Source organism: Saccharibacillus sacchari (genome assembly GCF_037722395.1).
Lineage (GTDB): Bacteria > Bacillota > Bacilli > Paenibacillales > Paenibacillaceae > Saccharibacillus > Saccharibacillus sacchari_A.
Genome location: NZ_JBBKAR010000065.1, coordinates 1 through 15,695, shown reverse-complemented (window position 1 = coordinate 15,695; position 15,695 = coordinate 1). Strand labels below are relative to the sequence as shown.

The 15,695-nt window shown below is 51.1% G+C and carries 12 protein-coding genes, 1 rRNA gene and 1 other RNA gene; all 14 read left to right on the top strand.

Annotated features, from left to right (window positions below; all coding sequences use genetic code 11):
- Positions 1 to 101 precede the first annotated feature (101 nt).
- Positions 102 to 533 (top strand): DUF1934 domain-containing protein, encoded by a 432-nt coding sequence (locus WKI47_RS25570; protein WP_340230041.1) that lies wholly within the window; start codon positions 102 to 104, stop codon positions 531 to 533.
- Positions 523 to 2,202, top strand: coding sequence for an arginine--tRNA ligase (argS, locus tag WKI47_RS25565; protein ID WP_340230040.1), 1,680 nt, complete (start codon positions 523 to 525; stop codon positions 2,200 to 2,202). The genes WKI47_RS25570 and argS overlap by 11 nt, the downstream gene beginning before the upstream one ends.
- A gap of 126 nt (positions 2,203 to 2,328) precedes the next feature.
- The gene (gene rpoE, locus WKI47_RS25560; RefSeq protein ID WP_340230039.1) at positions 2,329 to 2,925 is read left to right on the top strand and encodes a DNA-directed RNA polymerase subunit delta; all 597 of its coding nucleotides are present in this window, start codon (positions 2,329 to 2,331) and stop codon (positions 2,923 to 2,925) included.
- Positions 2,926 to 3,218: 293 nt separating this feature from the next.
- Positions 3,219 to 4,823 (top strand): CTP synthase, encoded by a 1,605-nt coding sequence (locus WKI47_RS25555; protein ID WP_340230038.1) that lies wholly within the window; start codon positions 3,219 to 3,221, stop codon positions 4,821 to 4,823.
- A gap of 252 nt (positions 4,824 to 5,075) precedes the next feature.
- Entirely contained in the window at positions 5,076 to 5,444 is a 369-nt protein-coding gene (locus WKI47_RS25550; RefSeq protein WP_037285886.1) for a response regulator, read from the top strand.
- A gap of 519 nt (positions 5,445 to 5,963) precedes the next feature.
- Complete coding sequence (gene fba / locus WKI47_RS25545; RefSeq protein WP_340230037.1) at positions 5,964 to 6,818, top strand: class II fructose-1,6-bisphosphate aldolase; 855 nt, start codon at positions 5,964 to 5,966, stop codon at positions 6,816 to 6,818.
- A 194-nt stretch (positions 6,819 to 7,012) separates the two neighbouring features.
- On the top strand, positions 7,013 to 8,266 hold the full coding sequence (locus tag WKI47_RS25540) for a UDP-N-acetylglucosamine 1-carboxyvinyltransferase (RefSeq protein WP_037285881.1): 1,254 nt from the start codon (positions 7,013 to 7,015) through the stop codon (positions 8,264 to 8,266).
- A gap of 429 nt (positions 8,267 to 8,695) precedes the next feature.
- Positions 8,696 to 10,057, top strand: coding sequence for a transcription termination factor Rho (rho, locus tag WKI47_RS25535; RefSeq protein WP_340230036.1), 1,362 nt, complete (start codon positions 8,696 to 8,698; stop codon positions 10,055 to 10,057).
- A gap of 135 nt (positions 10,058 to 10,192) precedes the next feature.
- On the top strand, positions 10,193 to 11,470 hold the full coding sequence (locus WKI47_RS25530; protein WP_340230035.1) for a radical SAM protein: 1,278 nt from the start codon (positions 10,193 to 10,195) through the stop codon (positions 11,468 to 11,470).
- Between the two features lie 434 nt (positions 11,471 to 11,904).
- Positions 11,905 to 12,172, top strand: an RNA gene (gene ffs / locus WKI47_RS25525) — signal recognition particle sRNA large type.
- 156 nt (positions 12,173 to 12,328) lie between these two features.
- On the top strand, positions 12,329 to 14,065 hold the full coding sequence (gene dnaX, locus WKI47_RS25520) for a DNA polymerase III subunit gamma/tau (RefSeq protein WP_340230034.1): 1,737 nt from the start codon (positions 12,329 to 12,331) through the stop codon (positions 14,063 to 14,065).
- Positions 14,066 to 14,134: 69 nt separating this feature from the next.
- Positions 14,135 to 14,449 (top strand): YbaB/EbfC family nucleoid-associated protein, encoded by a 315-nt coding sequence (locus tag WKI47_RS25515; protein ID WP_340230033.1) that lies wholly within the window; start codon positions 14,135 to 14,137, stop codon positions 14,447 to 14,449.
- A gap of 26 nt (positions 14,450 to 14,475) precedes the next feature.
- Complete coding sequence (recR, locus tag WKI47_RS25510; protein WP_340230032.1) at positions 14,476 to 15,072, top strand: recombination mediator RecR; 597 nt, start codon at positions 14,476 to 14,478, stop codon at positions 15,070 to 15,072.
- Between the two features lie 528 nt (positions 15,073 to 15,600).
- Positions 15,601 to 15,695, top strand: a 16S ribosomal RNA gene (locus WKI47_RS25505); the annotation flags it as partial.

Below are 15,695 nucleotides of genomic sequence, written 5' to 3'. Positions count from 1 at the left end.
CGCGGTGGACTACTTCTTAATACTCTATAGGTCGCAAACCCGGAATATGCTATAGTATTATAGAAGAAATCTTCATCAAGAGGGATTGGAGCGGAAGCGCTATGCAAGGCATGAGCCGCGTCCTGATTACGATCAACAGTCGACAGGACGGAGAGAAGGTTGAGCAGAAGCTCGCCGGACAGGTTTTTCAGAAAAACAAGTCGCTATATATCCGTTACGAAGAACCCGGAGCAAGTGGTGGGGAAAGCGTACGCACACTGCTCAAGGTCACGCAAGACGAATTGAAAGTTACCCGCCACGGCGAGGTGGAATCGGAGCAGTCCTTCCGCAAAGGGGACAGTCTGCCCGGTTTTTACCGTTCGCCTTACACGCGTTTCGACATGGTTACCCATACCCGGGAGCTGAGCGTGCGCATGCAGGGCTCCACGGGAGAAATTCACTGGGAATACGAGTTGGAAGTCCAAGACGTCCTCTCGGGCCATTTTGCCGTTAGCTTAACCATACAGGAGGAAGTCAACTCACATGACGATTAACCCGCTTGAACAGCTAGAGAACACTGTAAAAACGGCTGTCGCCCAGGCGATCGCCAAAGCCGGCCTCGTAGCCGAAACCGATATTCCGGAGATTGGGCTGGAAGTGCCGAAGGACAAAACGCACGGCGACCTGTCCACCAATGCAGCCATGCAGCTTACACGCCTTGCGAAGAAGAACCCACGCATGATCGCGGAAGCTATCCTTGAAAATCTGGATCGTGAAGCAGCTGGCATCGTGCAGGCCGAAATCGCAGGACCCGGCTTTATCAACTTCACGTTGAATAAAAGCTATCTGTATCCGGTCGTAGGCACGGTTCACGCGCAAGGCGCGAACTACGGACGTATCGAAGACGGAAAAGGCAAACGCGTGCAGATGGAATTCGTCAGCGCCAACCCGACCGGAAGCTTGCACCTGGGCCATGCCCGCGGAGCGGCTGTCGGCGATGCGCTGTGCAATCTGCTGGATTTCGCCGGTTACGAAGTCACGCGCGAATACTACATCAACGATGCCGGTAACCAGGTGACCAATCTGTGCCTGTCGCTCGAAGCGCGCTATAAGCAGGAGTTGGGACAGGAAGCCGAGATGCCGGAAGACGGTTACTTCGGCGAAGATATCAAAGGCTTTGCCAAAGAACTGGTCGAGCGTGAAGGCGAGCGCCTGCTGTCTCTGAGCCAAGGCGAGCTGATGGAATATCTGCGTACGTACGGACTTGAAAAAGAAATGCAGAAAATCCGCCGCGACCTGGACCGTTTCCGCGTGCATTTCGACGTTTTCTTCAGCGAAACATCGCTTTACGAAAACGGACAGGTGCTGGATGCGCTCGACGAGCTGCGCAGCCGCGACGAAGTGTACGAGCTGGACGGTGCGACCTGGCTCCGAACAACCAAATACGGCGACGACAAAGACCGCGTATTGATCAAAAACGACGGTACGTATACGTATCTGACTCCGGACATTGCCTACCACCGCGATAAATACGCACGCGGTTTCGACAAAGTGATGAACATTTGGGGCGCGGATCACCACGGTTACATTCCGCGGATGAAAGCCGCTATGCAAGGTCTGGGTAACGACCCGGAGAAACTGATCGTGTTGATCGCGCAGATGGTGAGTCTGTTCCAGGGCGGCGAGAAGGTCAAAATGTCCAAGCGTACCGGCAAAGCCGTTACGATGGAAGACCTGATGGATGAAGTGGGCGTCGATCCGATGCGCTACTTCTTCACGATGCGCAGCATGGATTCGCATCTGGATTTCGATATGGACCTTGCCGTTTCGACGTCGAACGAGAACCCGGCGTTCTACGTGCAATACGCGCATGCGCGCATTTGCAGCATTTTCCGCCAGGCCGACGAGCAAAACGTAACCGTTCTGCCACTCGACCAAGTCGATTTGAGCAAGCTGACGGCTAACCATGAATACGATTTGCTTCGTAAACTGGGCGAGCTTCCGGAAGAAATCCGGATCGCCGCAGAAGGCTATGCCCCGCACCGTCTGACCCGTTATGTGTACGAAGTGTCGGCGATGCTGCACAGCTACTACAAAGCGGAACGTTTTATCACGGAAGATGCCGCAGTGACTCAAGCCCGTCTTGCTTTGCTTGGCGCGGTTCGTACCGTCATCGCCAACGTTCTTCGCCTGATCGGCGTTTCCGCGCCGGAGCGCATGTAAGATCGAAGGTTTTTGGGGCGGTTAGCTGCATCAAAGTGTTCGAAAAATTCGAATTATGCCGTAAAATCGTTTCCGCTTCTTGCATTTTGCGCGCGGATGCGTTTTACTTAGGTTGACTTTTTCTGTATGACCGAATTGCAATACGTTTTGAGAGGACGTGTCCAATTGACACCTGCACCGATTGAACTATCACTTGATGATGAAAAAATCCGCGAAATGCCTATGGTCGATCTGGCTTTCATGATTTTGAAAAAAGCCAACGAGCCTTACTACTACCCGGACCTGATGAAAGAAGTGGGTCGCCAACGCGGGATGACCAACGAAGAAGCCGAAAACATGATTGCCCAGCTCTATACGGAAATCAACATTGACGGCCGTTTCGCTTGCGTAGGTACAAACCTGTGGGGCTTGAAACGCTGGTATCCTCTGGAGAAATCCGAAGATCCTGTTGTTAGCTCCAAGCGTCCGCGCATCATTAACGACGAAGACGACGACGATGATCTGGACGAAGACACTTCCTTCAACTCCGAACCGGATAACGAAGCAGACGACGATCTGTTCGACGGCGACGAAGATGAAGACGATTCGGATGAAGATGTCATCGTAGACGATGAGATCGAAGACGAGGAAGAAGAGATCGAAGGCGAAGAGATGGACGATGAAGATCTCGACGAAGAAGAAGAGGAAGAAGAGTATGACGGCGAGGAAGAAAACGAGCGCTAAGCCGTTTATTTGACCTCTCCGATTCTCTTTTGTCCATGCGGGAAAACAAGCTGAAAATGCCTGCTTTCCCTGCTTGACAGCCCCCGAGCCAGAAGGTAAACTATTGCTTGGGCTTTTGATTTAAGTACGGATTTATATGGGAAAGACGATAAAAAGTGCCCCGTGGACACGGGTGTCACTTTTTTTGTTTTTTATAGGGGTATTTCCATATGTAATGCCATCCCGATCGGTAAAAATGAGCGCCGGAACGTTTAAAGATTCAACCATAATCATCGTACAGGGGGTTTTTTACAGTGACTAAGTATATCTTCGTAACGGGCGGTGTTGTGTCATCGCTCGGCAAAGGCATCACGGCTGCATCACTCGGCAGACTTTTGAAAAATAGAGGCCTGAAAGTGACGATCCAGAAGTTCGATCCTTACATCAACGTGGACCCAGGGACGATGAGCCCGTATCAACACGGTGAAGTATTCGTAACGGACGACGGTGCGGAAACGGACCTTGACCTTGGACACTACGAGCGCTTCATCGACATCAACCTGTCGAAGAACAGCAACGTAACTACAGGCAAAGTCTACTCGTCGGTTATCAGCAAAGAGCGCCGCGGTGAATACCTGGGCGGAACGGTACAGGTTATTCCGCATATCACGAATGAGATCAAGGAACGCATTATGCGTGCTGGACGCGAGTCCGGTTCCGATGTTGTCATCACCGAAATCGGTGGTACGGTAGGCGACATCGAGAGCTTGCCATTCCTGGAATCGATCCGTCAGCTTCGCAGCGACGTAGGCCGCGATAACGTGATGTACATTCACGTTACGCTGATTCCTTACATCAAGGCTGCTGGTGAAATCAAAACAAAACCAACCCAACACAGCGTAAAAGAACTGCGCAGTATCGGAATTCAGCCAAACGTGATCGTTTGCCGGACCGAGCATGAACTGTCCGAAGATACAAAAGCGAAGATCGGATTGTTCTGCGATCTGGACAAAGACGCTGTCGTAGAATGCCGCGATGCGTCGACCTTGTACGAAGTGCCGCTGAATCTGCGCGCTGAAGGTCTGGACGAGATCGTTGTGAAGCATCTGAAGCTGGATACGCCGCAACCGGATATGACCGAGTGGGAAGCACTGGTTGAACGTATTGGCAAGTTGGAGAAAACTGTGGAAATCGCGATCGTCGGTAAATACGTCGCGCTGCACGACGCTTATTTGAGCGTGGTTGAATCGCTGTCGCACGCTGGCTTCGATGCCAACGCAGACGTGAAAATCCGTTGGGTGGACGCAGAAGAAATCACGGATGAGAACGTTGAAGACATGCTCGGCGGACTCGGCGGTATCCTCGTGCCGGGCGGCTTCGGCGATCGCGGGATCGAAGGCAAAATTACGGCAATCCGTTATGCGCGCGAAAACAATGTACCTTTCTTCGGCATTTGCCTCGGGATGCAAGTATCCGTTATCGAATATGCACGCGCGCTGGCTAACATGGAAGGTGCAAACAGCTCGGAGATCGATCCGACTACAACATTCCCTGTAATCGACCTTCTGCCTGAACAAAAAGATATCGAAGATCTGGGCGGCACCATGCGTCTGGGCTTGTACCCTTGCAAACTCGTTGAAGGTTCGCTGGCTATGGAATGCTACAACGACGAGCTGGTTTACGAAAGACACCGTCACCGGTACGAGTTCAACAACGCTTACCGTGAGCAAATCGAAGCAGCGGGCCTCGTGATCTCCGGCACTTCGCCGGACGGACGCCTGGTTGAAATCGTTGAACTGCCGAACCATCCTTGGTTCCTGGCCGTACAATTCCACCCGGAATTCACGTCGAGACCGAACCGTCCGCAACCGCTGTTCCGCGAATTCGTCAAAGCGGCGATTACGTACAACATTGATTAACACACCTGTATATTCAAGAAAGGCTTGGCATCTGCCGGGTCTTTCTTTTTTCGTTATTTGCGTCTTGTTCGTCCCATATTGGGAAATATTCGGTCTTCCTGCTGGAATTAGCAGGAAACCGCCATTAAAAGTCGAATTAAGTCTTTGAGGTCCAAAAACGACAGTGAGCGTCAGCTGCTGCGCACATAAAGAACGCTTGAAGCCCGAACATCGGGTCTATCGCAGAAAGAAACCGGGGGAGGATTAGCCAAGATGAGTGAACATAAAATTTTAATCGTCGACGACCAAAACGGAATCCGCATGCTGCTAACCGAAGTGTTCGGGAGCGAAGGCTACAAAACCTATCAAGCCGCCAACGGCAAAGAAGCGCTGGCCCTGCTCCAAACCGATCGCCCAGACCTGGTTCTGCTGGACATGAAAATCCCCGGCATGGACGGTCTTGAGATTCTCCGCCATATCAAGGCCCAAGACCCCGATATCAAAGTCATCATGATGACCGCTTACGGCGAACTCGACATGATCAAGGAAGCCAAAGACCAGGGCGCCCTGATGCACTTCACCAAGCCTTTCGACATCGACGAGATGCGCCTGGCTGTGGGCCGCTATTTGCGCGGCGAGTGAGGTGGGAAAGTTACTTTGGCGGGGGGAAGCCAGAAGGCTCCGAGAGAAATTCGTTCAATTCGCTGTCTCACTTGGAAAAGTCGATTGAAGTTTTGAGTTGAAGTTTTCCAAGTTCAAAGGCGTCTTTCACTGAATTTCTCTCTCCGCCTTCTGGCTTCCAGCCACGTTGGACTTTCGCGACACTCTAAGAACGCCAATTTCGGCGTTCTTTTTATTATTATCTACACATAACCTTGTGCTTTAGCGAAGCACCAAGCGGAGGGTGAAATTCAGTTCAATACGCCTTTGAGCCCGGAAAGATTCCTTATTCAAATCCAATCTACTTTCCGGGCGAGACAGCGTCTTGAACTGAATTTCATCCGCAGCGCCCCCGCTTCGCTAAAGCACTCTCTCCGACACTTAAAATACTTTTAACTTTATAACCTGCCTGTTTAGTATTTCAACCGAGAGTGTTATAATGAGCAAGTATGGATGTCGGCACTAGAAAGAAATCCAACATTTAATTTAGGAGGAACCATCATGCCATTAGTTTCGATGAAAGACATGTTGAACAAAGCTCTCGAGGAAAAATACGCGGTAGGTCAGTTCAACATTAACAACCTGGAATGGACACAAGCCATCCTGGGCGCAGCCGAAGAAGAAAAATCTCCGGTAATCCTCGGTGTATCCGAAGGCGCGGCTCGTCACATGGGCGGTTTCAATACAGTCGTGAAAATGGTTGAAGGCCTGCTGATCGACATGAACATCACTGTTCCTGTTGCGATCCACCTTGACCACGGTTCGAGCTTCGAAAAGTGTAAAGCGGCTCTCGACGCTGGTTTCACTTCCGTTATGATCGACGGTTCGCACCACCCGATCGACGAGAACATCGAAATGACGAAACAAGTCGTTGAGTACGCACATGCCAAAGGCGCTTCGGTAGAAGCAGAAGTTGGCACGGTTGGCGGACAAGAAGACGACGTAATCGGCGGCATCCAGTATGCGGACCTGAACGAATGCGTACGCATCGTGAAGGAAACAGGCATCGACACACTGGCTCCGGCACTGGGTTCCGTACACGGTCCTTACCACGGCGAACCAAACCTGGGCTTCAAAGAGATGGAAGAAATCCGCGACGCGGTTAACCTTCCACTGGTTCTGCACGGCGGAACAGGTATCCCGACTCACGATATTCAAAAATCGATCTCCCTGGGTACGTCGAAAATCAACGTAAACACGGAAAACCAAATCGCATTCGCTAAAGTCGTTCGCGAAGTTCTGGCTGCGAAGCCTGAAGCTTACGACCCACGTACATTCATCGTACCTGGCCGCGATGCAATCAAAGCTACCGTTATCGGCAAAATCAAAGAATTCGGTTCCAGCAACAAAGCCTAAGCTTTCGCTTAGAACGATACCACGCACTTTTTGCGCGTAATGTCGATTTTTATTGCAAAATCCGAAGCACTCATTCATTATGGAAAGGTCACCGTTTCAAGCGGTGTCTTTCCATTTTGTTTTAAATTCCGCGTCATCACAATTTTCAGTCTTCTTCGAATGGCTGCACATCAAGTAGGGGGACCTTTGAACTTATGGAGAAATTAATGATCACCGGCGGTCGTCCGCTCCAAGGAACGGTTACGATTAGCGGTGCGAAAAACAGTGCGATTGCGCTTATTCCAGCAGCGCTGCTTGCAGATTCCGAAGTGATATTGGACAATCTCCCGCTACTCAGCGACGTAGCGGTGTATGCTGAGATCCTTGAAGGACTCGGCGCACGCGTATCCTGGGAAGGCAGCCAGATGAGAATCGATCCATCGAAAGTCAAATCGATTCCGATGCCTAACGGACCTGTTAAAAAATTGCGGGCTTCCTACTATATGATGGGTGCTCTGCTTGGCAAGTTTGGCGAAGCGCTGATCGGGCTTCCCGGCGGCTGTAACTTTGAACCTCGTCCGATCGATCAGCATATCAAAGGCTTCGAGGCGCTCGGCGCGACTGCGGTTAACGAACATGGCGCGATCCACCTGCACTCCGAAGGACTTCGCGGCACAAAAATTTATCTGGACGTCGCAAGCGTAGGCGCGACGATCAATATTATGCTGGCGGCTGCCAAAGCCAAAGGCTCAACAATTATCGAAAACGCGGCGAAAGAGCCTGAAATCATAGACGTAGCGACTTTGCTTAACTCCATGGGAGCCAGCATCAAAGGCGCCGGCACGGAAACAATCCGTATCGAAGGCGTTCAGGAACTGCATGGCTGCCGACATTCGATTATTCCCGACCGTATTCAGGCCGGCACTTATATGATTGCCGCCGCTGCAACGCGAGGCAATGTCTTGATTGATAGCGTGATTCCGAAGCATCTGGAGGCACTCACGGCCAAGCTGCAAGAAATGGGCGTTACGGTTGAAGAAATGGACGAAAGCATCCGTATTATCGGGGGTCCGGATTATCAGCATGTTGATGTCAAAGCTTTGGTTTACCCGGGTTTCCCGACCGATCTTCAGTCTCCGATGACCAGCTTGCTGACGCAAGCAAACGGCGCAAGCGTGCTTAGCGACTTTGTGTACAGCAATCGTTTTAAGCATGTGCCCGAATTGGTTCGTATGGGCGCAAAAATTCGTGTCGAAGGCCGCTCCGCGGTTATTGAAGGCGGAAAATTGAACGCGGCCAAAGTTCAAGCTGCCGATTTGCGCGCCGGAGCCGCTCTTGTCATTGCCGGATTAACGGTTGAAAATGGCGTGACCGAGATTGAAGGCGTCGAGTATATCGATCGGGGTTACGACAACCTGGTGACTAACCTTCGTAGTCTGGGAGCCGACGTTTGGCGCCAGACAACCTGATATTTGATACAGGCGCGGCCAAACGGCCGCGTCCGTACCTTTTTCAGACGTTTTCGAATCAACTTTTTCTGAATTGGGTAATGCTTATCGTAAATGGACGTCTAATCTCCGTTTCCCTCATTTCCAGACACCTTACTCCTATTCGTTCGGAATCAGTCCGAACCCAAATTCGATTAACAATGTTGATCCAAGCGATTCGCGCAACTCACCAACCAGCCCAAAAGAATGTATTTTTCCAGACGAAAGTAACGAGAGAGTGTATTTCTTCGTTCAAATATAGATTGCTTATTTGACTAATGAATTTTCATGTTCATTTCAGGATGAGACTTCCTTTGTACATTGACTTTTGATCATTCGGCTTCCGGCTAGAACTCTTCAGAGAGTGGCGCGGAGCTTTCCAATATAAAATTGAATAGGTGGTTATCTTACATGGATTTGCAACTTTCCGATTTGGAAGTTATGAAACTGACCGATCTCTACAAACTGGCCAAGCAGCATCAGATTACGTACTACAGCCAGATGAAGAAAAAAGAATTGGTTTTCGCTATTTTACGTGCGCAAGCCGAAAAAAGCGGTTTGATGTTTATGCAGGGCGTGCTGGAAGTGCTGCCCGAAGGATACGGATTCTTACGTCCGATCAATTACCTGCCAAGTACCGAGGATATTTATATTTCGGCTTCGCAGATTCGTAAATTCGATCTTCGCAGCGGCGATCTCGTGTCCGGAAAATGCCGCGCGCCAAAAGAAAACGAGCGTTATTTCGGACTGCTTCAAGTCAATGCCGTCAATGGACTCGATCCGGCTACGGCTGCGGAACGTCTGCATTTTCCTGCGCTTACGGCATTGTATCCAGAGAAAAAGCTGCCACTCGAAACGACGCAAAATCGCTTGTCCGCCCGAATCGTTGATCTGATCGCTCCTGTAGGTCTCGGCCAGCGCGGCTTGATCGTGGCACCGCCGAAAGCGGGTAAAACGCAGCTGCTCAAAGAAATCGCCAACAGCATTTCCGACAACAATCCGGATATCGAGTTGTTTGTCTTATTGATCGACGAACGCCCGGAAGAAGTAACCGATATGCAGCGCTCCGTCAAAGGCGAAGTTGTGGCTTCGACTTTCGACGAACTGCCGGAGAATCATATCAAAGTAGCCGAACTGGTGCTGGAACGTGCGCTGCGTATGGTTGAGCATAAAAAGGACGTTGTTATTTTGCTCGATAGTATTACGCGGCTTGCTCGTGCCTATAACCTGGTTATTCCGCCATCCGGCCGTACGCTTAGCGGAGGTATTGACCCAGCTGCTTTCCATCGTCCAAAACGATTCTTCGGTGCCGCGCGCAACGTTGAAGAAGGCGGCAGCTTGACTATTCTGGCTACGGCTCTGATTGACACGGGGTCTAGAATGGACGATATTATCTATGAAGAATTTAAAGGAACTGGCAATATGGAACTGCATTTGGATCGGAAATTGGCGGAGCGTCGGATTTTCCCGGCTATCGATATTCGTCGTTCCGGCACGCGTCGCGAGGAAATGCTGCTGTCCAAAGAAGAACTGGATGCCGTTTGGCATGTCCGTAAAAATATGAACGACTCGTTCGACTTTATCGAAGGTTTCCTTAAAAAGATGAAAAATGCCAAAACCAATGCAGAATTTATCGCGGCGTTGGATGCAACCGAAGAAAAAGGGAGTACCAAGCCGTCTTCCGCATCTTCATCGAAAAGTAACGGAAATTCGTCTTCCGGCGTGACAAGACGCCCGGCGCGGACCGCTTCCGCTCCTGTAACCACCAAATAAATATCTTGGCCGGGCTACGTTTGCACTGCATCGAAGCACAAATTTTAGTCGCAAAAAAGACAGGATAAGTCTGCGAATGAAATAGTTAACGCGTCAAAGAATCAAGCGCAAGCCCGCTAAAAGGAGACCTCACCCATGCATTTGGTTTATGCCGATGAGAACGGCAACGTATACGATCACCCCGAGCTGCTGTCGCTGGCACGCAGCGCCGATATGATTATGGAAATTATGGACGATGAACTGATTCCGCTTCCCGAAGGCGCCACTTTGGTGAGCCTGCCGAGCACCAAGCCGGTTGCTCTTGACCCCGATACCGGTGAGATGGTTGCGCTGGACGGCATGCAAGCCGTCGGAGCTTTGCTTCCTCAGGGCTTTACGCGTCTGGCGCTGCCAGGCTATGTGAAGACGGATAAAGATTATAAATTGCCGTTGTTCGGCTACTCCGCCGTCGTCTGGAAAGACGGAGGCTTCCATGTAACGGCTGAACAATGCGACGATCCGGAGAAATGGAACCCGGACAACTGCGACAAAAAAGAACTGAATAAAAAAGTCCACGACTTCGTGGAAAAATACCCGGAAAACCGTCTGTACGAGCATTTGTCGAACTGCGCGCTCGGCTACGAATGCCTGACGTCTTCGAACACGTTCCTCGGACGTTGGGAAGGCGGAGTTCCGGTATCGTATTCCTGCAACGCAGGTTGTTTCGGTTGCATTTCCGAACAGCCGGACGACAGCGGCTTTGTCGCGCCTCAGACCCGCATGAATTTCCGTCCGCGCACGGATGAAATCGTGCAGATCATGATGGAGCATCTGACGACTCCGGAATCGATCATCAGCTTCGGTCAAGGTTGCGAAGGTGAACCTTCTACCCAAGCCAAGATTATTATTGAAGCGATGCGCGAAGTTCGTTCGCGCACCGATATGGGCTATATCAATATCAATACGAATGCCGGCTTGACTGACCATATCCGCGGCATTGTCGACGCGGGTCTTGATTTGATGCGCGTCAGCACGATCAGCGCGCTCGACGATCATTACAACGCGTACTACAAACCGCGTGCCTACAATCTCAAAAACGTCGAGAAGTCGATGATCTATGCCGCGCAGCAAGGCGTCTATACGTCGATCAACTATCTGATTTTCCCTGGCGTCACCGATCGCGAGGAAGAGATCGAAGCCATGATCGAATTCGCGCGCCGCACGGATCTCAAGCTGATCCAGATGCGCAACCTGAATATCGACCCGGAAAGCTATATGGAGCTGATTCCTCCTGCCCGCAGCGAGCTGCTCGGCATGAAACAAATGCTGGAGATTTTCCGCGAAGAACTGCCGAACGTCGTGATCGGTTCGTACACGCACGTGCCTCCGGTGAGCCAGCGTCGGGTTAAACGTCCGGTCGGTGGGCTCGCTTGATTCTACCCGGTCGCTCCGCTCGTTTTGCTTCACAGCCTTGAGACAGATTCGTCTCAAGGTCGGGTGAAGCAAAGCCGAAGTCGCTCCCGTGCAGAATCAAGCTCGCTGGTAGGTTGCCGAATCGAATCCTATTCGAGAACTTTTACATGAAGCTGCGCATTCAAAGCAAGACGAAGAAGCCGGGCGGTTATCTCCCGCCCGGCTTCTTCGTCCACGTTTCCGCCCCCTCAATAAAAAGAGGGGGGGCGGAAACAGCGGCGCGGGTCCGGTTTCGAATCGAAGCGACTTTTGGATTTCCCTTAACCCGGAGACGAATGGATCTCCAGGCCGGAAACCAAGGGAAGCGCCGATCGAAACCGGACCCGCGCCGCGGCCGGCAGCAACCATGCCGGACTGTTTGCGTTTTCTCTTTTTATCCCGTATAATATGGAATGCCGTGCTAGATGGGGAGGTAGCGGTGCCCTGTAACTCGCAATCCGCTATAGCGAGGTTGAATTCCTACTCGAGGTCTTGCCCTGTAAGGTTTGGTCTTTACACATAATGTTGACGGTTGGGTCCTCCGCAATGAGCACCTGTGAACCTGGTCAGGTCCGGAAGGAAGCAGCCATAAGCAGACCCGCTTTTGTGCCGGAGGGTGGCCTAGCCCGAGTTGTTGTGTAGAGGTGCCGCTTGGATGGCATCGTATCGAAGGTAGGTGCACGGTTTAACTTTTTAATATTCATACGACCGACATCTTTGCCGCAGGCAGAGGTGTTTTTCTTTTTTTATCCGGAGAAAAGGTCTGAGCGTCGTTTTTATCGGGCCGGAAATATAGTATAATTAAGGGAAGACGATAGTCCAAAAAAGAAGGAGCCGCTAATGGAACATATTGCGCTTTACCGGGCTTGGCGGCCTCAGTCCTTCGGGGACATGGTGGGGCAACAGCATATTATCCGAACGTTGCAGAATGCCATCCGTGAACAACGGGTATCCCATGCCTACTTGTTCAGCGGACCGCGGGGGACGGGCAAGACGAGTGCCGCGAAGATTTTGGCCAAAGCCGTTAACTGTGAAAAAGGACCCGCTCCGGAACCGTGCAACGAATGCGAGACGTGCAAACGAATCGCGGCCGGCGCTGTGATGGACGTGCTTGAGATCGATGCCGCCTCCAACCGGGGCGTGGAAGAGATTCGGGACCTGCGCGACAAGATCAAATATGCTCCGACCGAAGTTCGGCGTAAAGTTTATATTATCGACGAAGTTCATATGCTTACGACGGAGGCTTTCAACGCTCTGCTGAAGACGCTGGAAGAACCTCCCGAGCATGCGATGTTTATTTTGGCCACGACGGAACCGCATAAGCTGCCCGCGACGATTATCTCGCGTTGTCAGCGTTTTGACTTCCGGCGTGTGTCGCTTGAAGAGCAAACGGCTCGTTTGAGCGAAATTTGCCGCGAAGAACAGATTGAAGCCGAAGAAAGCGCGTTGCAGTACATTGCGCGGCTGTCCGATGGCGGGATGCGGGATGCGCTCAGCGTGCTTGATCAGATCTCCGCATTCACGGAAGGCAAAGTCACGTACGAGCAAGTACTAGGTATGACCGGCGGGATTGCGTCCGAGCAATTTTCCGCGCTGGCCGACTTCCTTTCTGCGAAAGACGCGGGAGGCGTGCTGCAAACGGTCGAGAGCTGGATGCAGGAAGGCAAAAGCGCGGACAAGTGCATGGAGAATATTCTTTTTTACTTCCGCGACCTGCTGATGATCAAAATGGTGCCGAACGCGGAGCATATGACCGAGCGCGTACTCGATGCTGTGTCGTTTCATGCGGTTGCGGAACGCTTTTCCAAAGAGCAGTTGTTCCGCGTCATCGATACGTTGAGCCGGTACCAGAATGAAATGAAGTACGCGGCCAACCCGCAAATGTTGTTCGAGGTAGCGCTACTGAACCTGGTGAGTCTGGGTGATCGTGCCGAAGCTCCGGTACAGGACGGCGTTGTCGCGAGCTCGTCTCCCGCAGATTCTCAGGCGGTGAAGCGTCTCGAAAGCCGAATTGCCGATCTGGAGAAAAAACTGGAGCAGGCGATGCGTAACGGAGTAGCGGCTTCCGGCGGAGGAGAATCGGGCGGCAGTCGTCCGGCTACTCGCCAGAGCGCGCCACGTGTCTCCCGCATGGCCAAGCTGCCGCCTCATATGGACCAATATTTGGCGCGCAAAGACGACGACTCGTTCAAAGATATTCGCGGCAAATGGAACCAAGTGTTGCAGCGGGTAAAAGAAGAGAAGGTCACCGTACATGCTTGGTTCACCAACGGCGAGCCGGTGTCCGCGTTGGATGACTCCATATTGGTTGCCTTCAAAAACGACATCCACCGCGAAACGATCGAAAAACAAGCGAATCGCCAAGTCGTCGAGCACGTATTGTCCGAATTCCTGGGCGGTCAATGGCAACTGCTTACGATCATGCAAAAGGATTGGATCGAATCGACCGAGTCCGCGGCTTCTCCGAAGTCGGAAGTATTGGAGCTCGAACACGAAGGGGAAGGCGACAGCAAAGAGCCCTGGGTAGATGAAGCATTGAATCTGTTCGGAGAAAACCTGGTTGTCATTAAAGAATAAATTTTACCCGGCACGCCGCATGCGACATTTGCGGAGAAGTCGAGGATCACTTTCAAAGGAGAGATTACGATGAATAACAACATGAACCAAATGATGAAGCAAGTGAAGAAGATGCAGGAGCAAATGATGAAAGCCCAAGAAGAACTTGGGACGAAAAAAGTCGAAGGTACTTCCGGTGGTGGCGTTGTGAACGTAGAAGTTAACGGTCATAAAAAAGTCATCGCGATCAACATCAAGCCTGAAGCCGTAGATCCGGATGACGTTGAAATGCTGCAAGACCTGATTCTGACAGCCGTTAACGACGCGTTGACCAAAGCCGAAGAACTGGCAAACCAAGATATGGGCAAATTCACGAACGGCATGAAGATCCCAGGTCTGTTCTAAACTATTTGTAAAAGGGAAGTGTGGCCTTGTATTATCCGGAGCCGATTGCCAAGTTAATAGAAGCATTCTCCAGACTGCCCGGAATCGGGCCGAAGACGGCTGCGAGGCTGGCCTTTCATGTATTAAATATGAAGGAAGACGACGTGATCGACTTTGCCAAAGCATTGGTCAGCGTCAAACGCAATCTGCATTACTGTTCCGTATGCGGCAATATTACCGATACCGATCCCTGTAAGATCTGTCAGGACAAGACTCGCGATGCCTCTGTCATCTGTGTCGTTCAGGACCCGAAAGATCTGGTCGCTATGGAGCGGACCAAAGAGTTTGACGGGTATTATCATGTGCTGCACGGCGCGATCTCTCCTATGGAAGGAATCGGTCCCGATGATATCCGTTTGAAAGAGCTGCTTAACCGGCTCAGTGACGAACGGGTACAGGAACTGATTCTGGCAACCAACCCGAATATCGAGGGCGAGGCGACAGCGATGTACATTTCGCGTCTTGTTCGTCCGTTTGAGATCAAGGTGACAAGAATTGCGCACGGTCTTCCCGTAGGCGGCGATCTGGAATACGCGGATGAAGTAACGTTGTCCAAAGCATTGGAAGGACGTCGAGAACTTTAATAAAGTCGTTCCATAATAAAATGTAGGAAAAGCACTTGCGAGCAGTAATGCTGCAAGTGCTTTTTTGTGTGGATTTTGCTGAATATAGCTGACAGAAGAGCGCTTTCAATGTATAATCCATGTATTGTAGCTATGAGTAAAGCGTGTTTTTACGGCAAAATGCATAAATATCAGATTGTTTGTAAAGAAAGTGTTGACTCGCTAAGTGGTCGCATGCTACATTAATAAACGGCTCTTCCAAAAGAAGACCTCGCAACTTCAACCAGTAACAACGGCGCTGAAAAAGAAATTAAAAAAGTGCTTGACGAACTGCTTGGAACTGTGATAGGATATAAAAGTCGCCGCTGAGACAAACGGCGCCGAACGAAAGAAACAAATCAACACAGTTTGCTCCTTGAAAACTGAACAGTAAGTGAGTCGCGATGATGAAGATCATCGTGAGAATAAAGGTTCTTGAGTAATCAAGAATCGCCACGTTTTAAACGAGCACATGGTGCTTTCTTTTAAACGGTGACTTCGGTCGCCACCTTAATGGAGAGTTTGATCCTGGCTCAGGACGAACGCTGGCGGCATGCCTAATACATGCAAGTCGAGCGGAGTGTGTTTGAAAGCTTGCTTTCAAA

What these genes read in the sequence shown, in the direction of transcription:
- WKI47_RS25570 (WP_340230041.1), top strand. Translation starts at nt 102, where the DNA reads ATGCAAGGCATGAGCCGCGTCCTGATTACGATCAACAGTCGACAGGAC.
- argS (WP_340230040.1), top strand. Translation starts at nt 523, where the DNA reads ATGACGATTAACCCGCTTGAACAGCTAGAGAACACTGTAAAAACGGCT.
- rpoE (WP_340230039.1), top strand. Translation starts at nt 2,329, where the DNA reads ATGACCGAATTGCAATACGTTTTGAGAGGACGTGTCCAATTGACACCT.
- WKI47_RS25550 (WP_037285886.1), top strand. Translation starts at nt 5,076, where the DNA reads ATGAGTGAACATAAAATTTTAATCGTCGACGACCAAAACGGAATCCGC.
- fba (WP_340230037.1), top strand. Translation starts at nt 5,964, where the DNA reads ATGCCATTAGTTTCGATGAAAGACATGTTGAACAAAGCTCTCGAGGAA.
- WKI47_RS25540 (WP_037285881.1), top strand. Translation starts at nt 7,013, where the DNA reads ATGGAGAAATTAATGATCACCGGCGGTCGTCCGCTCCAAGGAACGGTT.
- rho (WP_340230036.1), top strand. Translation starts at nt 8,696, where the DNA reads ATGGATTTGCAACTTTCCGATTTGGAAGTTATGAAACTGACCGATCTC.
- WKI47_RS25530 (WP_340230035.1), top strand. Translation starts at nt 10,193, where the DNA reads ATGCATTTGGTTTATGCCGATGAGAACGGCAACGTATACGATCACCCC.
- dnaX (WP_340230034.1), top strand. Translation starts at nt 12,329, where the DNA reads ATGGAACATATTGCGCTTTACCGGGCTTGGCGGCCTCAGTCCTTCGGG.
- WKI47_RS25515 (WP_340230033.1), top strand. Translation starts at nt 14,135, where the DNA reads ATGAATAACAACATGAACCAAATGATGAAGCAAGTGAAGAAGATGCAG.